The 26,910-nt window shown below is 64.5% G+C and carries 34 protein-coding genes; 25 read left to right on the plus strand and 9 right to left on the minus strand.

The window, feature by feature from the left end:
• Nucleotides 1–276: 276 nt before the first annotated feature.
• Complete coding sequence (locus HHL25_RS10410) at nt 277–615, minus strand: hypothetical protein (RefSeq protein ID WP_169590038.1); 339 nt, start codon at nt 613–615, stop codon at nt 277–279.
• Between the two features lie 164 nt (nt 616–779).
• Here HHL25_RS10410 and HHL25_RS10415 point away from each other — a divergent pair, with 164 nt between their 5' ends.
• Entirely contained in the window at nt 780–1,730 is a 951-nt protein-coding gene (locus tag HHL25_RS10415) for a hypothetical protein (RefSeq protein WP_169590040.1), read from the plus strand.
• A 29-nt stretch (nt 1,731–1,759) separates the two neighbouring features.
• On the opposite strand, the gene HHL25_RS10420 is transcribed toward HHL25_RS10415, so the two are convergent.
• Together HHL25_RS10420 and HHL25_RS10425 are read right to left on the minus strand one after the other, a co-directional pair.
• Entirely contained in the window at nt 1,760–2,182 is a 423-nt protein-coding gene (locus HHL25_RS10420) for a GNAT family N-acetyltransferase (protein ID WP_315853058.1), read from the minus strand.
• A 14-nt stretch (nt 2,183–2,196) separates the two neighbouring features.
• A complete protein-coding gene (locus tag HHL25_RS10425) occupies nt 2,197–3,384 on the minus strand; it encodes a winged helix-turn-helix domain-containing protein (RefSeq protein WP_169590045.1) in 1,188 nt (395 codons plus the stop codon).
• A gap of 367 nt (nt 3,385–3,751) precedes the next feature.
• On the opposite strand from HHL25_RS10425, the gene HHL25_RS10430 reads away from it, so the two are divergent.
• The 3 genes from HHL25_RS10430 (at nt 3,752) to HHL25_RS10440 (ending at nt 5,675) form a co-directional block, all read left to right on the plus strand.
• Nucleotides 3,752–4,432, plus strand: coding sequence for an energy-coupling factor ABC transporter ATP-binding protein (locus HHL25_RS10430; RefSeq protein WP_169590047.1), 681 nt, complete (start codon nt 3,752–3,754; stop codon nt 4,430–4,432).
• Entirely contained in the window at nt 4,429–5,031 is a 603-nt protein-coding gene (locus HHL25_RS10435) for an energy-coupling factor transporter transmembrane component T family protein (RefSeq protein WP_169590050.1), read from the plus strand. The genes HHL25_RS10430 and HHL25_RS10435 overlap by 4 nt, the downstream gene beginning before the upstream one ends.
• Nucleotides 5,032–5,111: 80 nt before the next feature.
• Nucleotides 5,112–5,675, plus strand: a complete 564-nt coding sequence (locus HHL25_RS10440) for a biotin transporter BioY (protein ID WP_169590052.1) — start codon at nt 5,112–5,114, stop codon at nt 5,673–5,675.
• Nucleotides 5,676–5,705: 30 nt separating this feature from the next.
• Here HHL25_RS10440 and HHL25_RS10445 read toward each other — a convergent pair whose 3' ends face one another.
• Nucleotides 5,706–6,149 carry a hypothetical protein gene (locus HHL25_RS10445; RefSeq protein WP_169590055.1) on the minus strand — a complete coding sequence of 148 codons (444 nt, stop codon included), beginning with the start codon at nt 6,147–6,149 and terminating at the stop codon, nt 5,706–5,708.
• Nucleotides 6,150–6,459: 310 nt separating this feature from the next.
• Here HHL25_RS10445 and pqqA point away from each other — a divergent pair, with 310 nt between their 5' ends.
• The 6 genes from pqqA (at nt 6,460) to HHL25_RS10475 (ending at nt 11,197) form a co-directional block, all read left to right on the plus strand.
• Complete coding sequence (gene pqqA / locus HHL25_RS10450; protein ID WP_099056987.1) at nt 6,460–6,555, plus strand: pyrroloquinoline quinone precursor peptide PqqA; 96 nt, start codon at nt 6,460–6,462, stop codon at nt 6,553–6,555.
• 25 nt (nt 6,556–6,580) lie between these two features.
• Nucleotides 6,581–7,495: a pyrroloquinoline quinone biosynthesis protein PqqB gene (gene pqqB, locus HHL25_RS10455; protein ID WP_169590057.1), complete on the plus strand. Its 915-nt coding sequence runs from the start codon at nt 6,581–6,583 to the stop codon at nt 7,493–7,495.
• Complete coding sequence (gene pqqC / locus HHL25_RS10460; protein ID WP_169590059.1) at nt 7,458–8,258, plus strand: pyrroloquinoline-quinone synthase PqqC; 801 nt, start codon at nt 7,458–7,460, stop codon at nt 8,256–8,258. The genes pqqB and pqqC overlap by 38 nt, the downstream gene beginning before the upstream one ends.
• A gap of 11 nt (nt 8,259–8,269) precedes the next feature.
• Nucleotides 8,270–8,608 (plus strand): pyrroloquinoline quinone biosynthesis peptide chaperone PqqD, encoded by a 339-nt coding sequence (gene pqqD / locus HHL25_RS10465; protein WP_169592759.1) that lies wholly within the window; start codon nt 8,270–8,272, stop codon nt 8,606–8,608.
• On the plus strand, nt 8,605–9,720 hold the full coding sequence (gene pqqE, locus HHL25_RS10470; protein ID WP_169590062.1) for a pyrroloquinoline quinone biosynthesis protein PqqE: 1,116 nt from the start codon (nt 8,605–8,607) through the stop codon (nt 9,718–9,720). Before pqqD ends, pqqE begins: the two co-directional genes overlap by 4 nt.
• 175 nt (nt 9,721–9,895) lie before the next feature.
• A complete protein-coding gene (locus tag HHL25_RS10475; protein WP_169590064.1) occupies nt 9,896–11,197 on the plus strand; it encodes a PQQ-dependent sugar dehydrogenase in 1,302 nt (433 codons plus the stop codon).
• Nucleotides 11,198–11,295: 98 nt separating this feature from the next.
• On the opposite strand, the gene HHL25_RS10480 is transcribed toward HHL25_RS10475, so the two are convergent.
• Entirely contained in the window at nt 11,296–11,697 is a 402-nt protein-coding gene (locus HHL25_RS10480) for an acyl-CoA thioesterase (RefSeq protein ID WP_169590067.1), read from the minus strand.
• 240 nt (nt 11,698–11,937) lie between these two features.
• Between HHL25_RS10480 and HHL25_RS10485 the strand changes: the two genes are divergently transcribed.
• The 11 genes from HHL25_RS10485 to HHL25_RS10535 all read left to right on the plus strand — a co-directional run bounded on the left by HHL25_RS10485 (nt 11,938) and on the right by HHL25_RS10535 (nt 19,489).
• Nucleotides 11,938–12,873, plus strand: a complete 936-nt coding sequence (locus tag HHL25_RS10485) for a histone deacetylase family protein (protein ID WP_169590069.1) — start codon at nt 11,938–11,940, stop codon at nt 12,871–12,873.
• 2 nt (nt 12,874–12,875) lie between these two features.
• The gene (locus HHL25_RS10490; protein WP_169590071.1) at nt 12,876–13,130 is read left to right on the plus strand and encodes an exodeoxyribonuclease VII small subunit; all 255 of its coding nucleotides are present in this window, start codon (nt 12,876–12,878) and stop codon (nt 13,128–13,130) included.
• A 62-nt stretch (nt 13,131–13,192) separates the two neighbouring features.
• Nucleotides 13,193–13,504, plus strand: coding sequence for a nucleotidyltransferase family protein (locus tag HHL25_RS10495; protein ID WP_169590074.1), 312 nt, complete (start codon nt 13,193–13,195; stop codon nt 13,502–13,504).
• Nucleotides 13,494–13,856 carry a HepT-like ribonuclease domain-containing protein gene (locus tag HHL25_RS10500; protein WP_246701775.1) on the plus strand — a complete coding sequence of 121 codons (363 nt, stop codon included), beginning with the start codon at nt 13,494–13,496 and terminating at the stop codon, nt 13,854–13,856. The genes HHL25_RS10495 and HHL25_RS10500 overlap by 11 nt, the downstream gene beginning before the upstream one ends.
• A 122-nt stretch (nt 13,857–13,978) precedes the next feature.
• Complete coding sequence (locus tag HHL25_RS10505; protein ID WP_169590075.1) at nt 13,979–14,905, plus strand: pirin family protein; 927 nt, start codon at nt 13,979–13,981, stop codon at nt 14,903–14,905.
• A gap of 91 nt (nt 14,906–14,996) precedes the next feature.
• The gene (gene dxs / locus HHL25_RS10510; RefSeq protein ID WP_169590077.1) at nt 14,997–16,916 is read left to right on the plus strand and encodes a 1-deoxy-D-xylulose-5-phosphate synthase; all 1,920 of its coding nucleotides are present in this window, start codon (nt 14,997–14,999) and stop codon (nt 16,914–16,916) included.
• 49 nt (nt 16,917–16,965) lie between these two features.
• Nucleotides 16,966–17,220, plus strand: coding sequence for a hypothetical protein (locus HHL25_RS10515; RefSeq protein ID WP_169589713.1), 255 nt, complete (start codon nt 16,966–16,968; stop codon nt 17,218–17,220).
• A gap of 113 nt (nt 17,221–17,333) precedes the next feature.
• On the plus strand, nt 17,334–18,503 hold the full coding sequence (locus HHL25_RS10520) for an MFS transporter (RefSeq protein WP_169590079.1): 1,170 nt from the start codon (nt 17,334–17,336) through the stop codon (nt 18,501–18,503).
• An 8-nt stretch (nt 18,504–18,511) separates the two neighbouring features.
• A complete protein-coding gene (locus HHL25_RS10525; RefSeq protein ID WP_169590080.1) occupies nt 18,512–18,832 on the plus strand; it encodes a YkgJ family cysteine cluster protein in 321 nt (106 codons plus the stop codon).
• A gap of 34 nt (nt 18,833–18,866) precedes the next feature.
• Nucleotides 18,867–19,106, plus strand: a complete 240-nt coding sequence (locus tag HHL25_RS10530; RefSeq protein WP_169590082.1) for a type II toxin-antitoxin system Phd/YefM family antitoxin — start codon at nt 18,867–18,869, stop codon at nt 19,104–19,106.
• On the plus strand, nt 19,103–19,489 hold the full coding sequence (locus tag HHL25_RS10535) for a type II toxin-antitoxin system VapC family toxin (protein WP_169590085.1): 387 nt from the start codon (nt 19,103–19,105) through the stop codon (nt 19,487–19,489). Before HHL25_RS10530 ends, HHL25_RS10535 begins: the two co-directional genes overlap by 4 nt.
• Nucleotides 19,490–19,501: 12 nt before the next feature.
• Here HHL25_RS10535 and HHL25_RS10540 read toward each other — a convergent pair whose 3' ends face one another.
• A complete protein-coding gene (locus HHL25_RS10540) occupies nt 19,502–19,819 on the minus strand; it encodes a hypothetical protein (protein ID WP_169590087.1) in 318 nt (105 codons plus the stop codon).
• 198 nt (nt 19,820–20,017) lie between these two features.
• On the opposite strand from HHL25_RS10540, the gene HHL25_RS10545 reads away from it, so the two are divergent.
• A complete protein-coding gene (locus HHL25_RS10545; RefSeq protein WP_169590089.1) occupies nt 20,018–20,620 on the plus strand; it encodes a superoxide dismutase in 603 nt (200 codons plus the stop codon).
• A 64-nt stretch (nt 20,621–20,684) separates the two neighbouring features.
• Here the strand turns inward: HHL25_RS10545 and HHL25_RS10550 are convergent, their stop codons facing one another.
• A complete protein-coding gene (locus HHL25_RS10550) occupies nt 20,685–21,602 on the minus strand; it encodes a LysR family transcriptional regulator (protein ID WP_169590091.1) in 918 nt (305 codons plus the stop codon).
• 118 nt (nt 21,603–21,720) lie between these two features.
• Between HHL25_RS10550 and HHL25_RS10555 the strand changes: the two genes are divergently transcribed.
• The 3 genes from HHL25_RS10555 to HHL25_RS10565 all read left to right on the plus strand — a co-directional run bounded on the left by HHL25_RS10555 (nt 21,721) and on the right by HHL25_RS10565 (nt 22,745).
• Nucleotides 21,721–22,023, plus strand: coding sequence for a monooxygenase (locus HHL25_RS10555; protein WP_169590093.1), 303 nt, complete (start codon nt 21,721–21,723; stop codon nt 22,021–22,023).
• Nucleotides 22,024–22,034: 11 nt separating this feature from the next.
• On the plus strand, nt 22,035–22,319 hold the full coding sequence (locus HHL25_RS10560) for an antibiotic biosynthesis monooxygenase family protein (protein WP_169590096.1): 285 nt from the start codon (nt 22,035–22,037) through the stop codon (nt 22,317–22,319).
• Nucleotides 22,320–22,412: 93 nt separating this feature from the next.
• Nucleotides 22,413–22,745, plus strand: a complete 333-nt coding sequence (locus HHL25_RS10565) for a hypothetical protein (RefSeq protein ID WP_169590098.1) — start codon at nt 22,413–22,415, stop codon at nt 22,743–22,745.
• Nucleotides 22,746–22,851: 106 nt separating this feature from the next.
• Here HHL25_RS10565 and HHL25_RS10570 read toward each other — a convergent pair whose 3' ends face one another.
• Complete coding sequence (locus HHL25_RS10570; protein WP_205927808.1) at nt 22,852–24,699, minus strand: methyl-accepting chemotaxis protein; 1,848 nt, start codon at nt 24,697–24,699, stop codon at nt 22,852–22,854.
• Nucleotides 24,700–24,951: 252 nt separating this feature from the next.
• The gene (locus HHL25_RS10575) at nt 24,952–26,898 is read right to left on the minus strand and encodes a methyl-accepting chemotaxis protein (protein ID WP_169590101.1); all 1,947 of its coding nucleotides are present in this window, start codon (nt 26,896–26,898) and stop codon (nt 24,952–24,954) included.
• Between the last annotated feature and the right edge of the window lie 12 nt (nt 26,899–26,910).

Raw genomic sequence — 26,910 nt, forward strand, 5'->3', positions numbered from 1 at the left:
GCGCATCTTAGACTTGTAAGGATGCCAAGAAACAATCGTCAAGCACCGGCGATGTTTAGAAAGACCGCAGCCGCTGGAGCGCTATGCCGCATTAGTAACATTCGCTACCCTGCCTGCCCCTCCCCTCCACGCCCGCGACTTTCGCCAGCTCCGCCTCTCCAGCCGCCCGCCGGACGGCCTGACACCCTGTTCCAGCCCCCGGGCCACTCGACATCGAGAACTCGGCCTTGCGGTCCGCCTTCCTGTCAATGCGGTTGCGGATCAGCGGTCGGGCATTCACGTCACGAAAGGCATAATGTCCACGCCGTCACCCGGAAAGACGGTGAGATGCGGGTGATCGAGGAACAGGCGTGCGGCGGCATCGGCGGTTTCGGCTTCGACCACCAGATAGCCGCAGAACGGATTGCGGGCTTCGGTCACGCCGTGCTTCGTCACACGCGTCGTCTTGCCCACCATGCCACCGCGATCGAGAATGGATACGGCATTGCGCTCCTCCCACGCCGCCCATTGTCGTACGCCCTGCGCATCGATGGCATCCTGCTCGGCCTTGGGCAGGCTTCGAAACCACGCGAGGTTTTCGGGCTTCATGGTGTAAACGGCAAGAAATCGGGGCATCGGCACTACCTCCTCCTGACTTGATGGCGATCAGTCTACTTTGGCGCAAACCAGTCCCCCCCACGCAAAAATCCCCTCCCCCTTGTGACTGCCGTCATTGAATCATCTCGCGAAAGCAGCATACATTTCCCGTCAAAATCAGCGATTGCAGCGGGGAGCGTGGCATGTGGGACTTTTCGATCGGCAAGGCCCTGGGCGTGTTGTTGCACACGGCGCCCTTCATCCTGATCCGAATGGCGATCTATTTCGGCATCACGCTCGCCTATCTTCTGGCGACCGGCGGCGGGGCCGGGGTCGGTTATGGCATCGGGCAGGTGAGCGAGGAGCCGGAGAGCTTTGCCGTCTGGGGCGGGATCATCGGCTTCGGCATCGTTTCCTTCGCGCTCTACTGGGTGCGTGAATACATCCTCTACATGGTCAAGGCCGCCCATATCGCCGTGATGGTCGAGCTCGTCGACGGGCGCAGCGTCATGCCCGACGGCAAAGGCCAGATCGCCCATGGCCAGGCGGTGGTCCAGGCGCGCTTCGGCGAGGCCAACGTGCTTTTCGTGCTCGACCAGCTGATCAAGGGCGTGATCCGGGCGATCACCGGGCTCGTCGGCGGGATCGGCATGCTTTTGCCCGGGCTCGACGGGCTGGTGCGCTTCGTCAACACGGTGATCCGCCTGTCGCTCACCTATGTCGACGAGATCATTCTTGCCTACAACATCCGGACCAACAGCCAGAACCCGTGGGAGAGCGGCCGGCAGGGGCTGGTGCTCTATGCCCAGAACGGCGGGCGGATGGTCAAGAATGCCGTGTGGCTGGCGCTTTTCCTCTGGCTCCTGACGGCGGTGATCTTCCTCGTGCTGATCGGGCCGGCGGCGACCGTGGTCTATCTCTTCCCCGGTGCCGCGAGCGGCTTTGCGGTGGCGATCGCGGTCATCGCGGCGCTCGCCTTCAAGGCGGCGGTGCTCGAACCCTTTGCCATCGCCGCGCTGATGGAGGTCTATTTCAAGACGATCGAGGGCCAGACGCCCAATCCCGACTGGGACGCCAAGCTCGCCGCGACCTCGAAGAAATTCGCCGAGATTCGCGACAAGGCGATCGCCGGGCCCGGCCGCCAGATCGCGTGAAGCGGCTTGAAGAGGTGTGAAGGGGCCGGTCAGGTGACCTTGCGGGCCATGCCGACCGAACGCGGCGCCGTCTCCTCGAAACCGAACTGGGCATAGAGGCGGTTCGCCGGCACGTCGGCGATCAGGCTGACATAGGCGGATTTCGGCAGGGTTTCGATGAAGTCACTCAGCGCCTGCATGATCCATTTCGCCAGCCCCCGGCCCTGATGGGCGGGCTCGATGGCGATGTCGGTCACCTGGAAGAAGCAGCCGCCGTCGCCGATGATCCGGCCCATGCCGACGACCGCGTCGCCCCGCATCAGGCAGACGCCGAAGACCGAGTTCGGCAGGCCTTTCTCCGCCGCTTCGCGGGAAAAGGGGCTGAGGCCGGCGACCCGGCGCAGGCGCAGGTAGTCCTCGACGGGAGGTACGCGGGCCTCGATGCGGTAGCCGCTGTTGTCTTTGTCCGACACTGTCATTTGCCTCCTCAACCCAGCCATCCGTCGCGCCGCACCACCTGATCGACCCCGGCAAAGCGGGCGATGCGGGCAAGCTCGGCTTCCAGTTTGTCGAGCCGGCCGGCGGAGGCTTTCACGCCCTTTTCCAGCCAGAGCCGCTTCACGTCGAGCACGCCCGCCTTGCGATCGGCCTTCATGTCGATGCGGCCGATCAGGCGGTCGGATTCCAGGAGCGGGAAGACGTAATAGCCGTATTCGCGCTTCGGCTCTGGCACAAAAATCTCGATGCGGTAGAAGAAGCCGAACAGGCGTTCGGTGCGGTTGCGGTCGCGGATCAGCGGATCGAAGGGGCTCAAGGTGCGGATGCGGGCCGGCGGCTCCGGCGCGTCGATGAGGGCGGCCAGGTTTTCCGCAAAGGCAAAGGAGGCGCGCGGCTTGCCGTCGACCGTGCCGAGCGTGACCTCCTCCAGTTCGTCGCGATGGCCGTCGACCCAGGCCTTCGCCTCCTGCGGCGTCACCAGATCGAAGAAGGCGGCGATCTCGCCGTGGGTGGCAAAACCCAGCCGCTCGAGCGCGCTGCGGCAGGCCCAGTCGACGAAGGCGTCGTGATCGACTTCGGCGGCAAAATGATCGGCCGGGATTACCCGTTCGGCAAGGTCGTAGACCTTCTGGAAATTGTCGCGGGCCGAAATCGCCAGCTTGCCGGTGTGCCAGAGATATTCGAGCGCGGTCTTGGACGGATGCCAGTTCCACCAGCCGCCGGACTTGTGGTCCTCGGCCTTGACCTCGCGGGCCATGATCGGCCCGCCGGCGCGGATCTTCTCATAGGTTTCCTCGAAGGCCCGGTCGAAACCCTCGCCCTGCCATTTGCGCCAGTTGTCGAGGATCTTTTCCTCGCGCCGCCTGAAGCGGTGCTTCCAGTAGGGAAAGAAGGCGGAGGGAATGACCGAGGCGTCATGGGTCCAGTGCTCGAACAGGCTGCGGTCCTTTTCGAGGAGCCGGCTCAGATGGTCCGGGCGATAGGTCTGGTTGCGCGAAAAGAGGATCTGGTGATGGGCGCGCTCGACGGTCGCGATGCTGTCGACCTGGACGAAGCCGAGGTCGTGGATCATCTGGTAAAGCCCGTCTTTGCCGAGCGCGACATTGGGCGGACGCGACAGGCCCTGCCGTTCGAGAAAGATTTTTCGCGCCTGCGCGTTGTCCAGATGAATCGCCATGGGAGCGAGGCTAACGGATGTTCATGATATGTTCAATGGGAGGACAATGCTGATGGCACTTCATCTCGATATTGCCCCTCACGCCGCCCCCTTCCCCTCAACCTGGAAATTGCCCCTCACCCCAGCCCTCTCCCCGCGCGCGGGGAGAGGGAGTGGACACGACGGCGCCGCTCGTCTCCTTCTACCCGTCCCGACGAAAAGGTCCCGCCCTTCGACTGGCTCAGGAGGGGGATGAGGGGCATCGCACGGGCTCTCCGCCCGGTCGGCCCATTCCATCTGACCATTCCCCCTGGCCATTCCCCCTGGCCCATTCCCCTTGGCCCTCCTCCGGTCTATAGAGGGCCCAGACCAAGGACGGGGACAGGCATTGCGGATCACATTCGACCGGGCAGAGGTGCGCTATGGCGACAAGGTCGCGCTCGAGCCGCTGTCGCTGACGCTCGCCGAACGGCGGATCGGGGTGATCGGGCTCAACGGTTCCGGCAAGACGACCTTCGCCCGGCTGATCAACGGCCTCGTCAAGCCGTCGGGCGGGACGGTCGCGCTCGACGGGCTCGACACCGTGAAGGACGAGAAGGCGGTGCTCACCAGGGCCGGCTTCATCTTCCAGAACCCGGCGAACCAGATCATCCTGCCGATCATCCGCGACGACATCGCCTTCGGGCCGAAAAGCAGGGGCCTTAAAGGTGCTGCCCTCACCGAGGCCGTCGATCGCGTGCTCGCCCGCTTCGGGATTGCCCATCTCGCCGACCGGCGGCCGCACGAGCTTTCCGGCGGTGAACTGCAGCTTGTGGCGCTGGCCGCCGTCGTCGTCACAGCGCCGGACCTCGTCATCTTCGACGAGCCGACCAACCAGCTGGACCTGAAGAACCGCGCGATGGTGAAGGCGGCGATCGACGGGCTCGACCAGCAGGCGATCGTCATCAGCCACGACCTCGACCTCGTCGCCGGCTTCGAACGGGCGCTGGTCTTCCATGACGGGCGCATCGCCTTCGACGGCAGCGCGCCGGAGGCAATCACCCGCTACCGGGAGATCGCGCTGCCGTGAGAAGCCTTCATGTCAGCGGCGACAGCCTGATGCACCGGACAAGGCCGGCGGTGAAGATCGCGGGCCTCGGCGTCTTCGCCGTGCTGATCTTCCTGACCCGCGAGCCGTTGATCCTTCTCGCCGCCCTCGCCGCATCCGGCGCGCTCTATTTCGGCCTCGGCCAGCCGATCCGGGCGGCCCTTTCGCCGCTCCGGCCGGTGATCCTCACCATCGCGATCGTCGGACTGTTTCACCTAGTGCTGACCAGCGCCGAGGAGGCAATGGTGACCACGCTGCGGCTCTCGGCGCTGATGATGGCGGGGGCCGCCGTCACCGCGACGACAACCGTCTCCGCCTTCATCGAGACGATCACCCGATGGACGACGCCACTTGAGCGGGCGGGGCTTGCGAAGGCTTCCGACATCGGCCTTGCGGTCGGTCTCGTGGTCCGCTTCGTGCCGGAGATCCTGACGCGATACGAGGCGATCCGCGAGGCGCACCGGGCGCGCGGCCTTCGCCCGAAGATTGCGACGATCCTCGGACCGCTGGTCATCGCCACCCTCAGGGATGCGGATAATATCGCCCAAGCCATTGACGCCCGGGGCATTCGCGGGCAGTGAGCTTGCCATTGGGGGCATTTTTGACTTTGCGCATATAGGTGGTGACAGGACCGCCATGCGCCGTGCCGGAGGGAGACCACATGCAGACCCGTGACCTCGTACTCATCTCGCTGTTCGCCGCGATCATCGTGGCGCTCGGCTTCATTCCGCCGATCACGCTCGGCTTCATTCCGGTGCCGATCACGGCGCAGTCGCTCGGCGTGATGCTGGCCGGCGTCATACTCGGCGCCAAGCGCGGCGCGCTCGCCGCCGTGCTCGTCATCCTGCTGGTCGCCATCGGCCTTCCGGTGCTTTCCGGCGGGCGTGGCGGCCTTGCCGTCTTTGCCGGCCCGACCGTCGGCTTCCTGATCGGCTGGGTGCCGGCCGCCTACGCCGCCGGCGCGATCGCGGAGAAATTCGCCCGGCCGGGGCTTTCCGCCATCACCCAGACGCTCGGCTTCTTCGCGGCCGCCGCGATCGGTGGCGTCGTGGTGCTCTATGTCTTCGGCATCGGCTATCTCGCCTTCGGCGCCGGCTTGGGTCTCGAAAAGGCATTTCTCGGCTCGATGGCCTTCATCCCGGGTGACCTTCTGAAGGCCGCCGTCGCCGCCCTTGCCGGCCGTGCCGTGATGGTCGGCTATCCGCTCCTGCCCCAGCGCGCCTGAGGCCGTAGCAACCCGGCACGACCGGACATATCAGGACTTGCGCCGCCGCAGCAGCCAGCCTGTTGCGGCGGCCAGACAAAGGGCCAGAAGCAGGGGCGCCTGGGACACCGCCAGCGCGACGACGAAGGTGTCGTAGGATTGTCCGGCCAGCAGCCATTGCAGGAAGAGCCCGCAGAGCCAGCCGACGACCGCGGCGGCTCCCACCCGCGCGGCGAGCCAGGCGGAACCCCGAGGCGCCCGGACAGCGGCATCCTTGCGTCCAGACCTCAGCCAGTACCACACGGCCGCGATCAGCGCGCAGACAAGCCCGGCGACCGGGCTGATGAAGAAGGCGAGCCCCATGGCGGCCGCGCCCTCGCGCTGGGACACGTCGAAGACTTCGAAGGCGACCAGGCCGATCCCCAGCGCGCAGAGATAGCCCCCGACCAGCGCCGCGAGCGCGACCAGAAGCGTTTTCACCACCCTCATGCCCATCTTGCCCTCCAGCCTTCCGACCGCCCCACCCCTTTGCGCCGACGGACAGGCTCCGTACCTGCCATGGGACGCAACCCGCATCATAGCCTCACGCGCCTATCCTGCGAACAGGCTTCGAGGCCAAGGCCCTGGGATCAGGCGGCATGCCGAAAACCGATACATTTCGCTGTATTGCCCGGCCCGATTGCGCGCCCCTAAGATCGACGGGCTTGGAGGAGTGTCCGGCCGTGACCCTTCCGCCTCAACGGAACGCGGCGCCTGCCCGTGGCAGCGGACATCAGGCAACCCATCAACTTCGGGAGGAAGTGCCATGAAATGGACTGCGCCTAAATTCATCGAAGTGAGCTGCGGCATGGAGATCAACCGTTACGCACCGGCGGACGGCGACGAGCCTGTGCTGTTCTGAGTAAGCCTCGGCAGGGCACGAGGCGATGACGACCGCGCGTTTCCTCGTGCTCGGCGCCGCGGCGGGCGGCGGCCTGCCCCAGTGGAACTGCGGCTGTGCCAACTGTCGCGCGGCGCGCGATCCGTCCTCCGGCGTCAGGCCGCAGACGCAATCTTCGTTGGCGGTGAGCCCGGACGGGGAGAACTGGGTCGTGCTCAATGCTTCGCCCGACATCCGCGCCCAGATCGAGCGCTCCGCCTGCCTGCATCCCAGGGCCTTGCGCGACAGCCCGATTAAAGGCGTCGTGGTGACCAATGGCGATATCGACCACATCACCGGCCTTCTGACGCTCCGGGAAAGCCAGAGGTTTTCGCTCTTCGCGACCGAGGCACTGATGGACACCATCGGGCTAAACCCGGTCTTCCAGGTGCTCGACCCGGCTTACGTGCAACGGGAGACGGTTGCACTCGATATCGCCTTTTCGCCGTTGCCAGGGCTCGAGATCCGGCTCTTTGCCGTGCCGGGCAAGGTGCCGCTCTATCTGGAGGGCACAGGCACGAAGCTTGGCCAGGAGACGGACGAGACCGTCGGTGTCGAGTTCAGGATCGACGGGCGGCGGGCTTACTACATTCCGGCCAGCGGCTCGCTGCCGGAAACGCTGGCCGCGAGAATCGAGGGCGCCGATCTCCTGTTCTTCGACGGCACGGTGTTCGAGGACGACGAGATGGTGCGCGCCGGGGTCGGCCACAAGACCGGACGACGCATGGGCCACATGCCGATCGCCGGCGCGGAGGGTAGCCTCGCGGCACTTTCAGGCCTGTCGATCGGCCGCAAGATCTATGTCCACATCAACAATACCAACCCGATCTGGCAGGCCGGGCTGGAGCGCGATCAGGTCGAGGCGCAGGGGTTCGAAGTCGGCCATGACGGAATGGAGGTCAACCTTGCAGCCTTTGCCTGACAGAGACACCTTCGAGGCCCGCCTCAGGGCGATCGGCGCGTCGCGCTATCACGACAAACATCCGTTCCACCAGATGCTGCACGGCGGCGGCTGTTCGATGCTGCAGGTTCGGGCCTGGGTGATCAACCGCTACTACTACCAGAGCCGGATCCCGATGAAGGATGCCGCGTTCCTGTCGCGCTGCGAGGATCCGCAATTGCGGCGCATCTGGCGCAGCCGGATCGAGGACCATGACGGCGGACTTTCCGAAGGCGGCGGCATTCGCCGCTGGCTGAAGCTCGCCGAGGCAGTCGGGCTCGATCCAGATTTCGTCGCTTCGGCGCGCGGCGTGCTGCCCGGCACGCGTTTTGCGGTGGACGCCTATGTGCAGTTCGTGCGCGAAAAATCGCTGCTGGAGGCGGTTGCCTCCTCGCTGACGGAGCTTTTCGCCCCGGCCATCCACGAGAACCGCATTGCCGGACTGCTGAAACACTATGCCTTTGCCGACGATCGCGCGCTCTCCTACTTCCGCCAACGGCTGAACGAGGCGCCGCAGGACGTGCGCTTCGGTCTCGCCTATGTGCTCGACAAGGCCGACACGCTTGAGAAACAGGATGCGGCAGCGGCGGCGCTGACCTTCAAGACGGACGTGCTGTGGTCCCAGCTCGACACGCTGCACTCGGCCTATGTGGCGCCGGGGCGCGTTCCGCCCGGCGGTTGGGACGGGCGCGAGGGCGTGACCGGCGCGATTGACGAGAACCCCTTGCGGGGGGCAGCGGAATGAGCGGCGAAGGCATGGCCCGGACGAGCGCGCCAAAGACCGGCGATACGGCCGAGGCCGGCGGCAGTGGAGTTGTGGTCACCGGCGCGACGGTCGCACGCCTTGCGCGCGGGGTGAGGCTGCGCGAGGACCCCGTGCGCGGACAGACGGTCCTGCTGGCGCCCGAGCGGGCGCTGGCGCTCGACGAGATCGCGGTTGAGATCGTCAAGGCACTGGACGGTGCCAGAGACCTCGGCACGATCGCCGGCGATTTCGCCCGCCGGTTCGAGGCCCCGCAGGATCAGGTGCTGGCCGACGTGATCGCCTTCATCCGGGAATTCTCCAACCGGCGGCTGCTGGAGATCGTACGATGAACGAGCACCCCTCGCCTGCCCGCTTCGCGGCGCATCGTCCGCCCCCGCCGATCGCCCTCCTCGCAGAGCTCACCCATCGCTGTCCGCTGGCCTGTCCCTATTGCTCCAATCCGCTCGAGTTGTCCCGCGCATCGGAAGAGCTTTCGACGGAGGAATGGATCGCGGTCTTCCGGCAGGCGGCAGACCTCGGCGTGCTGCACCTGCATCTTTCCGGCGGCGAACCGGCTTCGCGCCGCGACCTCGTGGCGCTGACGCGGGCGGCGGCTGGCTTCGGGCTCTACACCAATCTGATCACCTCCGGCGTCGGGCTGACGGAAGCCCGGATCGGCGAGCTGGCTGAGGCGGGGCTCGACCATCTCCAGCTGTCGATCCAGGGGGTGACGCCGGAAAAGGCGGATCTGGTCGGCGGATATGCGGGCGGCTATGCCCGCAAGATCGCCGTTGCCGGCTGGACGCGGGCGGCCGGTATTCCGCTCACCGTCAATGCTGTCTGCCACAAGCAGAACATGGACGAGATCGAAGACATGGTGGCGCTCGCCATAGAACTCGGCGCGCGGCGGATCGAGATCGCCACCGTCCAGTTCCACGGCTGGGCCGAGCGCAACCGGGCGAGCCTGATGCCGACCCGGGCGCAGGTCGAGGCGGCCAATGCCTTCGTCGCCGAGGCACGGGCGCGGCTTGCCGGCACGCTGGTGATCGACTACGTGCCCGCCGACCACCATTCGCGTTATCCCAAGGCCTGCATGGGCGGATGGGGTCGCACCGGCCTCAACGTCAATCCGGAAGGCCGCGTGCTCCCCTGCCATGCAGCAGAGACCATTCCGGGTCTCTCTTTCGACACCGTGCGGGAGACGTCTCTCTCCGAGATCTGGCTGAACGGTGAGGCCTTCAACGCCTTTCGCGGCGACGACTGGATGGCGGAGCCCTGCCGCAGCTGCGAGCGCAAGCATGTCGACTTCGGCGGCTGCCGCTGCCAGGCTATGGCGCTGGCCGGAGACGCGACGGCCACCGACCCGGTCTGCATCCGCTCTCCGCTCCACGCCAGCCTTGCGGCCGCGGCCGAAGCGGACGGAGAGGCCGAACCCGGCCCCTTCGTCTATCGCGGGCGTTGATCGGCCTCGTCCGGTGCTCCCCGATCAAGCGCGGTGTCTCGCAACCTGCCAGCTGATGCGGCTGCTCGACCGGCATCCGGAACTGATCGTCGAACTGCGTTGATTTTGGCGATCGTCAGTTTTCGCCCGCGGCACTTTTGGCTATGGTGCCGGCGAAACACTGGAGGAGACTGACATGACGGCCCTTTTCGCTCGCCTTGTCGCCATGATCGGCGCCGCGATGATCCTGATGCGGCGCTGGGGAAAGAGCCCGGAAAAGCCGGCGCTCGGCGGCGCGCCCATCATTCCGGAGGCGAAGGCCCAGCGCATTCCGACGCTGAAGATGCCGACGGCCAAGGGCTGGGCCGGGGACCATGCCCCGACCGCAGCACCAGGCCTCAAGGTCAACGCCTTCGCGAGAGGCCTCAAGCATCCGCGCTGGATCCATGTGCTGCCGAACGGCGACGTGCTGACCGCAGAAGCACTCGGCGTCGACGGCGGACGGATCAGGACGCCGTTTGACTATGCGATGTATTCGACGATGAAGCGGGCGGCAGCGATCGGCGACAGCCCGAACCGCATCACACTCCTGCGTGACGCGGACGGCGACGGGGTCGCAGAGATCCGCCATACGTTCATGGAGGGCCTCAACCATCCGTTCGGCATGGCGATGCTGGATGGTACCTTCTATGTCGGCAATACCGACGGGGTCGTCGCCTTTCCCTATACCGACGGCGCGACGAAAATCGAGGCACAAGGCCGCAAGATCGCCGACTACAAGCCGGCCGGCCACTGGACCCGCAGCATCCTGCCGAGCCGCGACGGCAAGAAGCTCTATGTCGGCGTCGGCTCGCTCAGCAACATTGCCGAACACGGCTTCGAGGTCGAGGAAGGCCGCGCCTGCATCTATGAGATCAATCTCGAGACCGGCGAGAACCGGATCTTCGCCGGCGGCCTGCGCAACCCGGTCGGGCTCGCCTTCGAGCCGACCACCGGCGACCTGTTCACCGTCGTCAACGAACGCGACGGCCTCGGCGACGAAACGCCACCGGACTACCTGACCTCTGTCAAGGACGGTGGCTTCTACGGCTGGCCGTTCTGCTACTGGGGCAAGACGGTCGACGACCGCGTGCCGCAGGACCCGGCCAAGGTCGCGAGCGCCATACGCCCGGATTATGCGCTGGGCGGCCACACGGCCTCGCTCGGCCTGTGCTGGCTGCCGGCCGGGACGCTGCCCGGCTTCCCGGACGGCATGGTGATCGGCCAGCACGGCTCGTGGAACCGCTCGAACCTCGCTGGCTACAAGGTGATCTTCGTGCCCTTCGAGGATGGTCGCCCGTCGGGTCCGCCGCGCGACATTCTGACCGACTTCCTAGCGCCGGACGAGAAGCATTCCTACGGTCGCCCGGTCGGCGTCACGATCGGGCCGGACGGTTCGCTGCTCGTGGCGGATGATGTCGGCGACGTCATCTGGCGCGTGACAGGGGCGACGGCCTGATCGGATACTTTCAAGAGAGGGGGTGACCGGCGACGGACACCCTCCACCCTGTTGAACTTGCCGGGCGCATCCCGGACCACGACCGCCGATCGCTCGTTCTATTTCAGATAGCCATAGAGCCAGTCGCGAATATCTTCCGGAAGGCCGATAGGTTCACCGCTGGCGGGATCGATGGCGGCCCAAATGATCTCGATCTCGGCGGCGAGGATGCCTTCGCACAGCATCCGCACATTGAACCCGATCGACTTGCCGCCGATCTTGTCGACCGTGACCGTCAGGCGCAAACGGTCGTCGAGACGCAGGGGCGCGTGGAGACGGATCTCGATCTTGGTCGCCTGGAAATGCGGCTCGTCCTCCAGGGGCGGACGATAACGCCAGAAATGGGAAAGAGCAGTCTCGGCATAGGCGAGATAGGCCGCATTGTGCAGCCGGCCCGTCATGTCGATGTCGCGATAGGGAACGAGGATCTCCGTCACCTCGACGCGTTCCAGATCGTCCATGGGCTCCCTTCCCGATTGGCCTTTGCTGCGGATATTCAAGGACATTTCCCGGCAGACCACAAGACTTGGCCCTGAAATCACCAGCGGAGCAGGCAGAAACGCGCCAAAGAGGCTGTCCACAGGCCGCACGGCAAGATTTCGCAGTGCCGGTGGATCATGGCGGCCGCGCGCACTATGTTGGCCGGGACATTCTGAACGCCGGCCCCGCCCGGGCGACCGGACCCTTCGAGGAAACGCGCGATGACCACACGTCTCTACGAGAATGCCGTCTTTCTCGAACACAACACACCCGCCGGTCACCCTGAAAGGGCCGACCGGCTGCGTTCGCTCAACATCGCACTGGAGCATCCGAACTTTTCCGCCCTCGAGCGCGTCGAGGCGCAGATCGCCAACGAGGATACGGTGACGCTCGCCCATCCGGAGGAACATCTCTTCGCGGTCATGCGCGAAATCCCGGAGGAAGACGGCGAGATCAACCAGATCGAGGCAGACACCTATGCTTCGCCGCAGAGCCTCAAGGCGGCGCTGACGGCGATCGGCGGGGCGATCGCCGCGGTCGATGCCGTCATGGCCGGCGAGATCGCCAACGCCTTCGTCGCCGGACGCCCGCCGGGCCATCATGCGGAAAAATCCAAGGCGATGGGCTTTTGCCTGTTCAACACGGTGGCGATCGCCGCACGTCACGCCCAGCAAAAATTCGGCGCCGAGCGCGTGGCGATCGTCGACTGGGACGTCCATCACGGGAACGGCACGCAGGACATCTTCTGGGACGACCCGTCGGTGCTGTTTTGCTCGACGCATCAGATGCCGCTCTATCCCGGCACCGGCGCCAGGGACGAGACCGGCGTGAAGAACAACGTCGTCAATGCGCCGCTCTCTCCCAATGTCGGCTCGGATCATTTCCGCGAGGCGTTCAAGAGCCGGGTCCTGCCGGCGCTTCACGATTTTTCGCCGGACCTGATCCTGATCTCCGCCGGCTTCGACGCCCACCATCGCGATCCGCTGGCGCAGATCAACCTGGTCGGCGAGGATTTCGACTGGGCGACGGGACGGTTGATGGAAGTGGCCGACCGTTTTGCCCATAACCGGGTCGTCAGCCTTCTCGAAGGCGGCTATGATCTGGAAGGCCTCGCCGAATCGGCGGGCCTGCATATCCTGAGACTGATGAAGGGTTGAGCATGAGCGACAGCGCCGTTTCCGCCGAGATTTCCGGCTATTCCTTCGAGAAGGCGGTGGCCGAGCTCGAAAGCATCGTGGCCCGGCTGGAACGCGGCGACGTGGCGCTCGACGAGTCGATCGCCATCTACGAGCGCGGCGAACTCCTGAAGAAGCATTGCGAGACGCTGCTCAACGCCGCCGAGAGCCGCATCGAGAAGATCCGCCTCGACCGGGCCGGAAAGCCGACAGGCGTCGAACCGCTGGATAGCCAGTGAGCTGACGGGGAGCGACGGCCGCAGGCCTCGACCGGAGCGGGAAAAATCCCTATATTGTCCGAATGGACAAGAACGCTGTCATCGCTAAGTTGAGAGAACACCGCGACGAGCTTTCGGCGGTGGGGGTGGAGCACATTTCCATTTTTGGCTCGGTTGCTAGAGGCGACAACACGCCGGACTCCGATTTGGATGTGCTGGTCACATTTTCCAATCCAGTCCTGAATTCCGGTTTCGGATATTTCAGCGCAATCGAAGACGTACGGGAGAGAGTTAAAGCTATAACCGGACTATCCGCTGTTGATGTTCTTCCCGAACCTGTTCAACGGGAGACAACTCGGCGGAATATAGAGCGGGACCGCGCCGTTGCCTTTTAAACGTCCCCTTACGCGCCTACGCGATATTGTGGAAAATGCCGAGGCCATATTCGACTATATGGCCTCACTTGATCGCGCTGCGTTTGAGCAGAACAGGCTTGTCTACGACGCGACTGAGCGCTGTCTGTCGAGGATATCCGAGGCTTCCGTGAAGCTCGGCTCTTTCGCCGAAGAACATCTGCCGGCACACAACTGGCGAGGTATGCGCGATCTCGGCAATATCCTTCGCCACGACTATGACGGCATCTCAAAAACCATCGTATGGTCGATCGTGAAAGATCGATTGCCGCCGCTTCTCGCCGATATAAAGCAAATGCTTTCGCGCTACCCCGACGATCAGGAAGTCCTGTAGCCGGCCATCCCAGCAAAGTCCGAAGCCGTCATTTTCGGAACAGACCGTTCTCGTCCTGACACTATTCGTGGATGGAGCAGCGCTGTAACCTCACTTCATATTTCAATGCGAACGGAGGTCTCATGTCCTTTTTCCCCGGCAACGATCCCCTGCCCGGCGACGCCTTTGCCTGCGACGCGATCGAGAACCTGATCATTCCGCGCTCCAGCGACATCGGCGGCTTTGCGGTGCGCCGGGCGCTGCCGACGGCCAAGCGCCGGCTGGTCGGTCCGTTCATCTTCTTCGACCGGATGGGGCCGGCGCTTTTGCGCGCCGGAGAGGCGCTCGACGTCAAGCCGCATCCGCATATCGGGCTTTCCACCGTCACCTATCTGTTCGACGGCGAGATCAAGCATCGCGACAGCCTCGGCACGGAACTGGTGATCGAGCCGGGTGATATCAACCTGATGACGGCCGGGCGCGGCATCGTGCATTCCGAGCGCACGCCGGAAAAGCTGCGCGGCCATCCGCTGTCGATCTCGGGGCTGCAGACCTGGCTGGCGCTGCCGGACGACAGGGAAGAGATCGATCCGGCCTTTGCCCACACGGCAAAGAGCCTGATGCCGACTTTCGACGCCAGCGGAGCAAGCGGACGCGTGGTGATCGGCGGTCTCGGCGGACTGACATCGCCGGTCAAAACCTATTCCGACACGCTTTACGTCGACCTGACGCTCGCTCCGGGCGGCAGCTTTCCCTTCGATGCCGAGCACGAGGAGCGCGCAGTCTATATCCTTTCCGGCGAAGTGGAGGTGGCCGGCGACCGGTTTGCCGCCGATCAGCTGCTGGTGTTCCGTCCCGGCGATCCGATCACGCTCTCCGCCGGCGCTGCGGGTTGCCACCTGATGCTGTTCGGCGGCGCGGCGTTGAATTCGAAGCGCTATATCTGGTGGAACTTCGTCTCCTCGTCGAAGGAGCGCATCGAACAGGCCAAGGAAGAGTGGAGAACCGGCCGTTTCGACATCGTGCCGGGCGACGAGGAGGAATTCGTGCCTTTGCCGGAAGGCCGATGACGTCTATATAGTTTCCCGGTGCCGAATATTTGCCCCGATCGTCGTGGGATGCTATCGCGCACCCAAGACGAATAGAAGAGGCGACTGCCCCGTGACATCCCTTCCCGAAACCCCGCTCCTGGACAAGGTCAAGCTGCCAGCCGACCTGAAGGCCATCGACGACCGCGACCTGCCGCAGCTCGCGCGCGAACTGCGCGACGAGATGATCGATGCGGTATCGAAGACGGGCGGCCATCTCGGCGCGGGCCTCGGCGTGGTGGAACTGACGATTGCCATCCACAAGGTGTTCGACACACCGAACGACCGGCTGATCTTCGACGTCGGCCACCAGTGCTATCCGCACAAGATCCTGACGGGTCGGCGCGACCGCATCCGGACGCTCCGCCAGGAAGACGGCCTGTCCGGCTTCACCAAGCGTGCCGAGAGCGAATACGATCCCTTCGGCGCGGCGCATTCGTCCACCTCGATCTCCGCCGGCCTCGGCATGGCGGTCGCCGCCGATCTTTCCGGCTCCGATCGAAAGGTGATCGCCGTCATAGGCGACGGGGCGATGTCGGCCGGCATGGCCTATGAGGCGCTGAACAATGCCGGCGCGCTCGACGCACGGCTGATCGTCATCCTCAACGACAACGACATGTCGATCGCGCCGCCGACGGGTGCGATGAGCGCCTATCTCGCGCGCCTCGCCTCCGGCCGGACCTATATGGGCTTCCGCGATTTCGGCAAGAAGCTGACCGCCTATCTCGGCAAGACGGTGGACCGGGCGATCACGCGGGCCGTGGAACATGCGCGCGGCTATGTCACCGGCGGCACCATGTTCGAGGAAATGGGCTTCTACCATATCGGACCGATCGACGGGCATTCCTTCGACCATCTCCTGCCGGTCCTGCGCAATGTGCGCGACAACGGCCAGGGTCCGGTGCTCATCCACGTGGTGACGCAGAAGGGCAAGGGCTATGCCCCGGCGGAAGCCGCCGCCGACAAGTATCACGGCGTCAACAAGTTCGACGTCATCACCGGCGCCCAGGCCAAGGCGAAACCGAATGCGCCGTCCTACACCTCGGTGTTCGGCGAGGCGCTGGTGCAGGAAGCGACCCACGACGAGAAGATCGTCGGCATCACCGCCGCCATGCCGTCCGGCACCGGGCTCGACAAGCTTCAGGAGGTATTCCCGAAGCGCACCTTCGACGTCGGCATCGCCGAGCAGCATGCCGTGACCTTCGCGGCGGGCCTGGCCGCCGAAGGCTTCAAGCCGTTCTGCGCGCTCTATTCGACCTTCCTGCAGCGCGGCTACGACCAGGTCGTCCACGACGTGGCGATCCAGGGGCTGCCTGTCCGCTTTCCGATCGATCGCGCCGGTTTCGTCGGCGCCGATGGTCCGACCCATGCCGGTTCCTTCGACACCGGTTTCCTTGCCTCGCTTCCCGGCTTTGTCGTTATGGCGGCGGCCGACGAAGCGGAACTCAAGCACATGGTGCGCACGGCTGCCGCCTATGACGCCGGCCCGATTTCCTTCCGCTATCCGCGTGGCGAGGGCGTCGGCGTCCAGCTGCCCGAGCGCGGCGAGATCCTCGAGATCGGCAAGGGCCGCGTGATGAAGCAGGGCGGCAAGGTCGCCCTCCTCTCCTTCGGCACCCGACTGGCCGACTGTCTGCTGGCGGCCGAAGACCTCGACGCGGCCGGCCTTTCCACCACCGTCGTCGATGCCCGCTTCGCCAAGCCGCTTGACCATGACCTGATCCGCCAGCTGGCGCGCCACCATGCGGTGCTGGTCACCGTCGAGGAAGGCGCGGTCGGTGGCTTCGGCAGCCAGGTCGTGCAGTTCCTCGCCAGCGAGGGTCTTCTGGACCACGGATTGAAGTTCCGTTCGATGGCCCTGCCCGATATCTGGATGGACCAGGCAAAACCCGAGGTGATGTATGCGAAAGCGGGCCTCGACTGCCACGGCATCACGCAGACCGTGTTCAAGGCCCTTGGACAGGCAGGGGTCGGCGTCAACGCTGCGGGATAAGGGAGAAGGGTCCCGGAGCGTGCGAGGCACGAAGGACAAGGGAAACCTCATGTCCAGACGCGTTTCAGCGCACGCGCTGGCTTTCTCCGCCCTTTTCCTCAGCCTCACCCACCCGGCCGCCGCGGATGGAGCGCCCGTCACCATGCAGAGCATGCGGGACTTCCTGAAAAAGAAGCCGGGCTGCCTCGAATTCACCGACCAGTGCAGCATCTGCCGCCGCGATGGTGAGACGGTGACGTGCTCGACGCCGTCGATCGCGTGCATCAAGAAGGACTATGCCTGCACGAAGACGGACGCCGAGTAGGTTCCAACCACGCTCGCGCTCTCTGCCCGCGCTGCTGGACATCCGCCCCTCCCCCGGATAGACCGGACCAAAAGCCCGAACCCAAGGGCATTTGCGCCTTGAGGGAGGCCCCGATGCAGAGCCATGTGATCGCCGAGGATTTTGCGCCGGACTGGGCGGCGATCGCCGTGGTCATTCTCGGCGTCACGGCCTTTTCCGTCGGTCAGGGCCTGACTTATCCGCTGATCTCGCTGGTGCTCGAAAGCCGCGGCGTGTCATCGAGCATGGCCGGTCTGAATGCCTCGGTCTTTGCCGCCGGGCTTGCCACGTCCACGCTGATGATCTCGCGGCTGACCGCGCTGCTGCGCGGCGACCGGCTGATCGTCGCAGGGCTCGTCGGGGCGTCGCTGTCGCTTGCCGCCTTCGCGCTCTTCGACAATCTCGCCGTCTGGTTCCTCGCCCGTTACCTGCTCGGCTGCTCGACGAGCATCATCTTCACCGTCAGCGAAGCGTGGCTGAATACGGCCTGCCCCGACCGCCTGCGCGGACGTGTCTCCGGGATCTACGGCGCCAGCATGTGCGCCGGTTTCGCCGCAGGTCCGCTCGCCATTCCCTTCGTCGGCACAGATGACGGCTTCGCCTTCGCGCTTATCGCCGTCTATGTCGCCTTTGTCGCCTTCGCCTCGGTCATGCTGGGCCGGTTCGCCCGCACGCGTCCGGAAGCCTCCGGTGCTGGCGGGTTGCTCAAGTTCGTGCGCACGGCACCAATTCTCGCGCTGATGGTCGTCGCCTTCGGCTTTTCAGACATCGCGGCGATCTCGACCATCCCGCTCTACTTCGTCGAGCGCGGCTATTCGGAAAACTTCGCCGCGCTGGTGGTGACGATGGTGGCGCTTCCGACGGCGCTGGCCCAGCCGCTGGTGGGCTGGCTGCTCGACCACGCGTCGCGCCCGCTGATCGCCGTCGGTTCGGCACTCGCCTGCGGCGCAAGCTTCCTGCTCCTGCCGTTCCTCTCCTCGGAATATGCGCTGCTCGCGACCGTATCGCTGCTCGGGGCGGCGAGCTTTTCGCTTTACACCTGCGCACTGACACTTCTCGGCGACCAGTTCCGCGGCGGGCTGCTGGTCTCGGGCGCTGCCGCCTACGGTCTCGCCTACGCGATCGGCAGCGCGGCCGGCTCGGGCGCCACGGGCCTTATCATGGACCTGTCGCTGAGTGCCGGGCCGCTGTCCGTCGGCGCGATCATGCTGATCTTTGCGGTCGTGTTTCTTGTCGGCCTCGGCCGGCGCGGCCGGGCGGATTGAGGGCGGCGATGGAGAGCGCCCCGCCGGACCTTTTCGACTGCCAGGCCTGTGGCGCCTGTTGTGCCTACTCGGCCGACTGGCCGCGCTTTTCCCTGGAAAGCGACGAGGACCTCGCCGCCATTCCCGAGACCATGGTCGCCGCCGATCTCTCCGGCATGCGCTTCGAGGGGGGCCGCTGCGTGGCGCTCAAGGGCGAACTCGGCAAATGCGTCGGCTGCACCATCTACGCCATCCGCCCGATCGTCTGCCGCGACTGCATGCCCGGTGATCCGGAATGCCTGATGGCGCGCGAGGCGGCAGGGCTTGAAACGGGCGACCCGGCAAACTAAACTAAATGAACTTAGTTTAGTGACGGAGGCGTCGGTGCGCCAGATCAACATTCATGAAGCAAAGACCCACCTGTCGCGGCTCGTGGACGAGGCCGCGTCGGGGGAGCCCTTCATCATCGCGAAGGCAGGTCGCCCGGTTGCGAAAGTCGTGCCGGTGGATGCCGAGCCGACCAGGGAACGGCTCGGGTTTATGAAAGGCTTCGTCAAAGTGCCCGAGGATTTCGATCGCTTCGGGGAGACGGAGATTGCCGATATGTTCGGAATCGACGGATGAAGCTGCTGCTGGACACGCATGTACTTCTCTGGGCCGCGGCCGAGCCTGACCGACTGAAGGAGCCGGTCCGGGAAATGCTTTCTGACCCGGACAACGAGCTGTTCTTCAGCGCAGCCAGCATCTGGGAAGTCGCGATCAAGAGCGGCCTTGGCCGGCCTGAGTTTTCCGTCGATCCAAATCTTCTTAGAAGAGGGCTTGTGGATCGCGGCTATCTCGAACTTGCCATATCTGCCGCGCATGCGGCGGCGGTCATGGAACTGCCGCCCCTCCACAAGGATCCGTTCGACCGCCTGATTGTCGCGCAAGCGCGCCACGAAGGTTTTCTGCTGTTGACGGCCGACGAGATGGTGGCCGCTTACGGCGGCTCCATCCTGTTCGTCTGAACGGATCTTCCTTCAGGGTACGGTGACGCCCACCACGTCGGCGGTCAGTTCGCTGCCGAGTTCGACTTTTCCGGACTGCTTGTCCATCACGCAGAGGTAAGCGACCGTTCCGTCCGCGCCCTTCGCCTTGCCGGACAGGATGGCGAGGCCGAAGCGCTCGCTGCCGAAGGGATCGACCGCGGCGCGGGCCTTATCGAGTACCGGGACTGCGGCCTCCAGGCACTTTGCCTCGACCTCCCTGGCGAATGCTTCCCATGCATCATCCGACGAGGCGAAAGCGGGCACGGCGGCGAGCAGCAGGAGTGCGGATGCGGAGAGGAAACGGGACATTTCAAGATCCTTTCTGGCAAACCCCGCGCCTTTGCCGAGGTTGCGGAAAATACATGTCTTTCTACCCCGGCCGCAGAGATAAATCTTCCTTGCGGATGGACAATTTTGACCTTTGGCAGGTTGCCTCTCCGGGGTTCCGCTCCTATGTTCCCGGTCAACAACAATTCACGCACCTGGTTGCCAAAAGGAGATACCACTATGGCTTTCGTGTTGCCCGAACTCCCCTATGCCTATGACTCGCTCGCGCCCTTCATGTCGGCCGAGACCCTCGAGTACCACCACGACAAGCACCACAAGGCCTATGTCGACAACGGCAACAAGCTGGCCGCCGAAGCGGGTCTCGGCGACCTGTCGGTCGAAGAAGTGGTCAAGAAGTCCTTCGGCACCAACCAGGGCCTCTTCAACAACGCTGCCCAGCACTACAACCACATCCATTTCTGGAAGTGGATGAAGAAGGACGGCGGCGGCAACAAGCTGCCCGGCAAGCTTCAGGCTGCAATCGACAGCGACCTCGGCGGCTATGACAAGTTCAAGGCAGACTTCGTCGCTGCCGGCACCACCCAGTTCGGCTCGGGCTGGGCATGGCTCTCGGTCAAGGACGGCAAGCTCGCCATCTCCAAGACCCCGAACGGCGAAAACCCGCTCGTGCACGGCGCTTCCCCTATCCTCGGCGTCGACGTCTGGGAACACTCCTACTACATCGACTACCGCAACGCCCGTCCGAAGTATCTCGAAGCCTTCGTCGACAGCCTGATCAACTGGGACTACGTGCTGGAAATGTACGAAGCCGCCACGAAGTAATCTTCGTCCGCTTCAGGCATCCCGAAACGCCCGGCCGAGCCCCGCTCGCCGGGCGTTTTCCTTTTCAGACACGCACGTCCCACGGATCGTGCTCCGCATTGCCGCCCAGCTGCTCGACGAGAAAGTCGATGAAGAGACGGACCCGCAGCGGCAGCAGATTGCGGTGCGGAAAAAGGATGTAGATGCCGAGCGAACCGCAATCGCAATCGGGAAAGAGCGAGACGAGGTCGCCGTTGCGAAGGGCCGTACCGCAGACGAAGCTCGGCAGCAGACCGATGCCCACGCCGGTCCGCGCGGCCTCAAGAAGGGCCTCGGCGCTGGTCGACAGCACGCGGGGCGACACCCTCACCTGTTGCGAGCGGCCGTCATGGGTGAAGGACCAGGTGGTCCAGGGCTGGGGCACGGCGAAGGCGAGGCATTGGTGCCTGGCCAGTTCCGTCGGCTCCACCGGATGCCCTTCGCGTTCCAGATAGGCCGGACTCGCGACGATATGGAAGCGCGACAGCGCAATACGCCGCCCGACGAGGCTGGTGTCGAGGTCGCGGGCGATGCGGATGGCAAGATCATAGCCTTCCTGCACGATGTCGACCCTGCGGTTGGCCAGATCGAGGACGATGTCGATCCCCGGATGCCGGTCGAGAAAGGTCGCGATCATCGCCGGCAGATGCAGATTGCCGAACTCGATCGGCGCCGTAATCCGCAGGGTGCCGCGCGGCGCACTGGTATCGGCAGCAGCTTCGGCCTCGGCGATCTCGACGCGGCGCAGGATGGCGCAGCATTGTTCGAAGTAGGAGGCGCCGGCCTCGGTGGGCCGGACCTGGCGCGTCGTGCGGTTCAGCAGGCGCGCAGCGGTCCGCTTCTCCAGGTGGACGACGTGTTTGCTCACCATCGCGGGCGACAGATTGAGGCTTCTGGCCGCGGCCGCGAGGCTGCCCAACTCGACGACGCGCACGAAGACCTGCATGCTTTCCAGCGTATCCATGCCACCCCCAGCATTTACTCCCGGTGACGGGTGCATTCACCCGACACACGCTTCTGCCGCAGTCGGGGCGCCGATACAACCCGCGTCATTCCCACACTCCTTTCGATGGATCACCAGAATGACCACATTGCTTCAGTTCGACTTTCCCTTCGACGGCCCCTTCGGCGAGGAGATGACCACCGCTCTTCAAGATCTGGCCCGCGACATAGCGGCCGAAGACGGCCTGATCTGGAAGATCTGGACCGAGAACGAACCCGAACGGCGAGCCGGAGGCATCTATCTCTTCTCGGAGGCCAGTTCTGCAGCGCGCTACCAGGCCAAGCATCAGGCACGCCTCGAAAGCTTCGGCGTCACCGGCATCGTGGCACGCAGCTTCTCGGTCAACGGCCCGCTTTCGGCCATCACGCGCGCACCGCTCTGAGACGACGCGCAATGTATACGACACTCGCAGAAGTCCGCATCGAAAGCCTCGCCAAATTCATCGGCATCTTTGCCACCAATGGGGCCCTGATGCGCAGCAGGCACGGCAGCCTCGGTGCCAGCGTCGTCGCGACGCGAGAACCCGGCCGCGTCTTCGTTCTCATCGACTGGCCGAACGAAGAGGCTTTTGCCGCTTTCCGCAACGATCCGGAAGTGCCGGGCATCATGGCTTCCGGGGGCGCGCTGGGACCGCCGACCTTCACCGCCGTAGAGCGGGTGGCAGCACTGCCCGTCTGAGCCGTCGACCAGGCGGTCGGTGGGCCCGCAATGGAACCTTCACGCGGGGCGGACGTTTTCTACGCGAACCGTTTCAACAGGAAAGGATTTCCCATGGCCAGCACGAACAACGACATCCTGAACGAACTGCGCAGCCTCCAGGCCCAGGTCCTGCAATTTAAGGAAATCCTTGCCGAGGAGGGCTATTCCGTTGCGGAAGACGTACGCGGCCGGGCTGCGACGGCGCTCAACGGCGCGGGCCGCAAGGTGCAGGATGCGGCGAGCTATGCGAAGGACGAGGCTGTGAGCATGGGGACGGTCGTCCGCGACCATCCGGCGGCGGCCTCCACCGCGCTCCTGACCGCCGGCGTGGTTGGTGGCCTGGTCGGCTATTTCCTGGCGAATTCGTCGCAGCCGGTACGAAGCAGCCACTGGAACTGGCGCTGATTATCAGCGCTTGGTTCACCCTACCTCTCTCCCACGAAGTCTTCAGACGAAAGGCCCGACAGAACAGTGCCGGGCCTTTCTTCAATCTTCCGGGGCAACTGCTCGATCAGGCGGCGCGGGCGGCAGACACCATCCTTCCGCGCTCAAGCTGGAACTTCTCAATCATCGTCCTCAGATTTGCGGCCTCCGCCGCAAGTTGCGCCGCAGCGCTGCTCGACTCTTCGGCAACCTGGGCGTTCTGCTGGGTGAAGGTATCGAGACTGCCGACGGCGCTGTTGATGTCTCTCAGCCCGCCCGTCTGCTCGCGGGTATTCTCCGCAATGGCCTGCATGTGATCGTTGATCGTCTGGATGTGACCTCCGATCCCGATCAGCGTTTCACCCGTGCTGCGCACGAGCCGAACACCGTTTTCGACCTGCACCGACGAATTGTCGATCAGATGCTTGATCTCCTTCGCGGCGTTGGCAGATCGCTGCGCGAGTTCACGGACCTCCTGAGCGACGACGGCAAAGCCCTTCCCGGCTTCGCCCGCACGAGCTGCCTCGACACCGGCGTTGAGAGCCAGCAGGTTGGTCTGGAAAGCGATTTCGTCGATGACGCCGATGATCTTGGAGATCTCGCTCGAAGACTTCTCGATTTCCGCCATCGCCAACTCGGCATCGGCGACGACTTTGGCCGAAGACGCCGCGCTCTCGTTGGCCTGGGCCGCGACACCGCGGGCCTCGGTCACACGCTGACTGGTCGAGGTCACGTTGTCGGTGACTTCCCTCAGAGCCGCGCTGGTCTGCTCCAGCGAGGCCGCCTGGCTTTCGGTCTTGCGGGCCAAATCATGTGAACCGCGGGCAATCTCGGCGCTGCCGTCATCGATATAGCCTGCGGCCTGGCGGATCCCGGCCATGGTCGAGCCCAATTCACGGATAGAACTGTTGAAATCGTGACGCAGCGCCTCGAAGGCAGGGGCAAAGGCCTCGTCGATCTGGAAGGCGAGATCGCCGGAAGCCAGGCGGCGCAGACCGCCCGCAAGACCGGAGGTCGCGATGCGCAGGCGCTCGGCTGCGTCTTCTTGAGCCCGGCGCTCGATTTCGATCCTCTCGGCCTCGGCGCGTTCGCGTTGCTGGGACGCGCTCGCTTCAAGTTCGCGTGTGCGGCCGAGGTTGTCGCGGAAGACTTCGAGCGCTTCGGCCATGACGCCGAGTTCGTCCCGGCGCCCCGCATTGCCGACATCGATCGTCAGATCGCCGGCCGCCAGTGCACGGGTCGCGCCGGCCAGATTGCGCAGCGGCTTGAGCGCCGTCACACGCAGCATCGCCACGACCAGGACCAGCGTCGCCATCAACGCCGTCGCGCCGATGCCTAGGCGTTTCCAGATGTTCGCGTTCCACGCTGCGACTTCCGGTCCGAGATCCACCGACGCGCTGTAAACCCCGATGGGTTCCCCCGCCTGAATATTCATCTTGGCGGTATGACAGGCAGCGCACTTCTCGTCACCAGCGGCGCCCTGCCCGAGCAGGACGGGGCGGGTCATGCGAAACTGGTCGCCGACGAGTTCGGCATGTTCCTTCAACGTCGCGATCGTGCGGGCGTCGACGTCGTCGCGCGGTCCTTCGAATTCGGTCTCGCCTTGAGCCTTCTGGAAATCGATGACCTTTGGGCCCATCACCAGCCAGAGCTTGACGCTTCCACCGGAGCTGGAGAACTGGTCCATGGTGCCATCGAGCGTTTCGATCGCCGGATCGTCCTCGCCGACTTCCTTGCGGTTCAGCATGGCCTGGGTGTGAACGGCTTCCAACATGTCGAGCGCGGCATCACCGCGACGCGCCGCCTTTTCGTTGAGAGAAAGCCTTTCCTCCGAAATTTCATAGACGGCAATCGTCGTCTGGATCGCAGCAACGGCGGCTCCAACCCCGATTACCATCTGTACGGCGAGCGGCATCGTCCGGAACAGTTTCAACATTTTCTCTTTCTCGCAAAGTCTTCGGCTGAAATCGGCCTTCCTGGGCAAGAAAGATCGGTGAAATCCATTAACTCTGACTTAAATTTGCAAAATCTTGCCTAAACTCTTAATCATATATTCAATTTTGAATATGCCGTTTTCCTAATTAATTGAAGCGCGTGCGACCCTGCACTCTGTTGCCCCCCGTCGCATAAACGAAAGGCCGACGGTGGTGCCGTCGGCCTTGATCACGGGTATCACTTCTGAAGACGTTTAGAACTCCGACCATTCCTGCTTGACAGCCGCGTTACCGCTGAAGGCGCTGGTGATGCGGTTGGCGAGCGCGCGGGCCGGAGACGCCGCGGGCCGGGCCACGGGGCTCGCCGGTGCCGGGGCGGCAGAGGGACGGGCGCGGGGTGCTGCGGCTGCAACGTTGGTGCCGAGCTCGAACTGGGCGAGCAGCGCATTGAGTGCTGCGGCTTCCGTTGCCAGCGAATGGCTTGCGGCGGTCTGCTCTTCCACCATGGCGGCGTTCTGCTGCGTGCCCTGGTCCATCGTGTTGACCGCGGTGTTGATCTCCTGCAGGCCGGTCGACTGTTCACGGCTTGCAGTCACGATCGCCGAGACGTGCTGGCTGATTTCCTGGACGGCGCTGACGATCTTCTCCAGTTCGCTGCCCGTCTCGCCCACGAGAGCGACACCGTTGCCGACCTGGGTCGACGAGGTGGAGATCAGGGCCTTGATCTCCTTGGCGGCGTTCGCCGAACGCTGGGCAAGTTCGCGCACTTCCTGGGCGACGACGGCAAAACCCTTGCCGGCTTCACCGGCACGCGCAGCTTCGACGCCGGCGTTCAGCGCCAGCAGGTTGGTCTGGAAGGCGATATCTTCGATGACACCGATGATGTTGCCGATCTCGCCGGAGGATTTTTCGATCTCGGTCATGGCGGTGACGGCATTGCGGACGACTTCGCCGGAGCGCTCGGCGCCGGTACGGGTCCGATTGACGAGCTGGCCGACGTCCTCGGCGCGGCGCGCCGTGTCCTTAACCGTGGTGGTTACCTGTTCCAGGGCGGCTGCGGTTTCCTCGATCGAGGCGGCCTGCTGCTCGGTGCGGCGGGCGAGATCGTCGGCCGAGGCGCGGATCTCGGCCGCGCCGGCATTGATGGCCGATGCGTTGGCGCCGACCTGGGCGAGTGCAGCCTGAAGCTTCTCGACCGAGCTGTTGAAATTCCGGCGCAGCGTGTCGAGACGCTCGGCGAAAGCGACCTGGATGCGATAGGCGACATTGCCGTCGGAGAGTGCCGAAAGGCCGGTTGCCAGCTGGTCGACGGCGAAGGCGATCTCTTCGGCCTCGCGGGCCTTGTCGGCTTCGGCGCGGCGGCGATCCTGTTCGGCGGCAGCGCGCATGGCCTCGGTCTCGTTCGACAGGCGCAGCTTTTCGACGGCAGCGTCCTTGAACACGACGACTGCCTTGGCCATCTGGCCGACTTCGTCGCAGCGGTCGAGCGCCGGGACCTCGACGTCATGATCGCCGCCGGCAAGGCGCGACATGGCGGTCGTCATGCCGACGATCGGGGTGACGATCGAGCGCGACAGCAGCCAGATCAGCACGACGGCAACGCCACCGGCGATCGAACCGCCGACGAGAAGCGCGAGCTCGAGGTTGAAGTGAGCGCTCGCCTGGGCCTCGTGATTGCGGGCCGACATGGTGGCGATCAGATCCTTGATCTTCGCAGCCTCCTCGCGGAAGGAATCGAGCTGGCCCTTGGAGGCGTTGCGGCCGATCTCGATCACTTCGGCGATCGGAGCCTCGGTGTTCTTGCGGGCGGCAAGCTGCGGCTCGGTCAGCTGGGTGTGGAAGACATCGGCGGCCTTCTTCATCGCATCAAGCGAGGCGACGATCTGGGCATCACCTTCAGCAGCCTTCTTGGCTTCGTCGATGAAGGCCAGCATCTTCTCGCGATGGGCGAAGACGTCCTTGTAGGTGCTTTCGCTGCGGAAAAGCAGGAAGCCACGCTGATTGACGGCCTGTTCCAGCATCGATTCCAGCGCACGGTCGGTAAAGTTGAGGATCTGTTCGGAACGCTGCTGTTCCTGCGACGCGACCTTTGCCCGATAGGCCTCGACGAAGACGATCGCCGTCGCGAGGAAGCAGCTCGCCATGATGCCGAGGAACGTAAAAATCAGCTTCTTGTTCAGGGAAAGGTTCTTGAGGGACATGCGATCTCACTC

This window comes from Rhizobium terricola, from assembly GCF_012927355.1.
GTDB lineage: Bacteria > Pseudomonadota > Alphaproteobacteria > Rhizobiales > Rhizobiaceae > Allorhizobium > Allorhizobium terricola.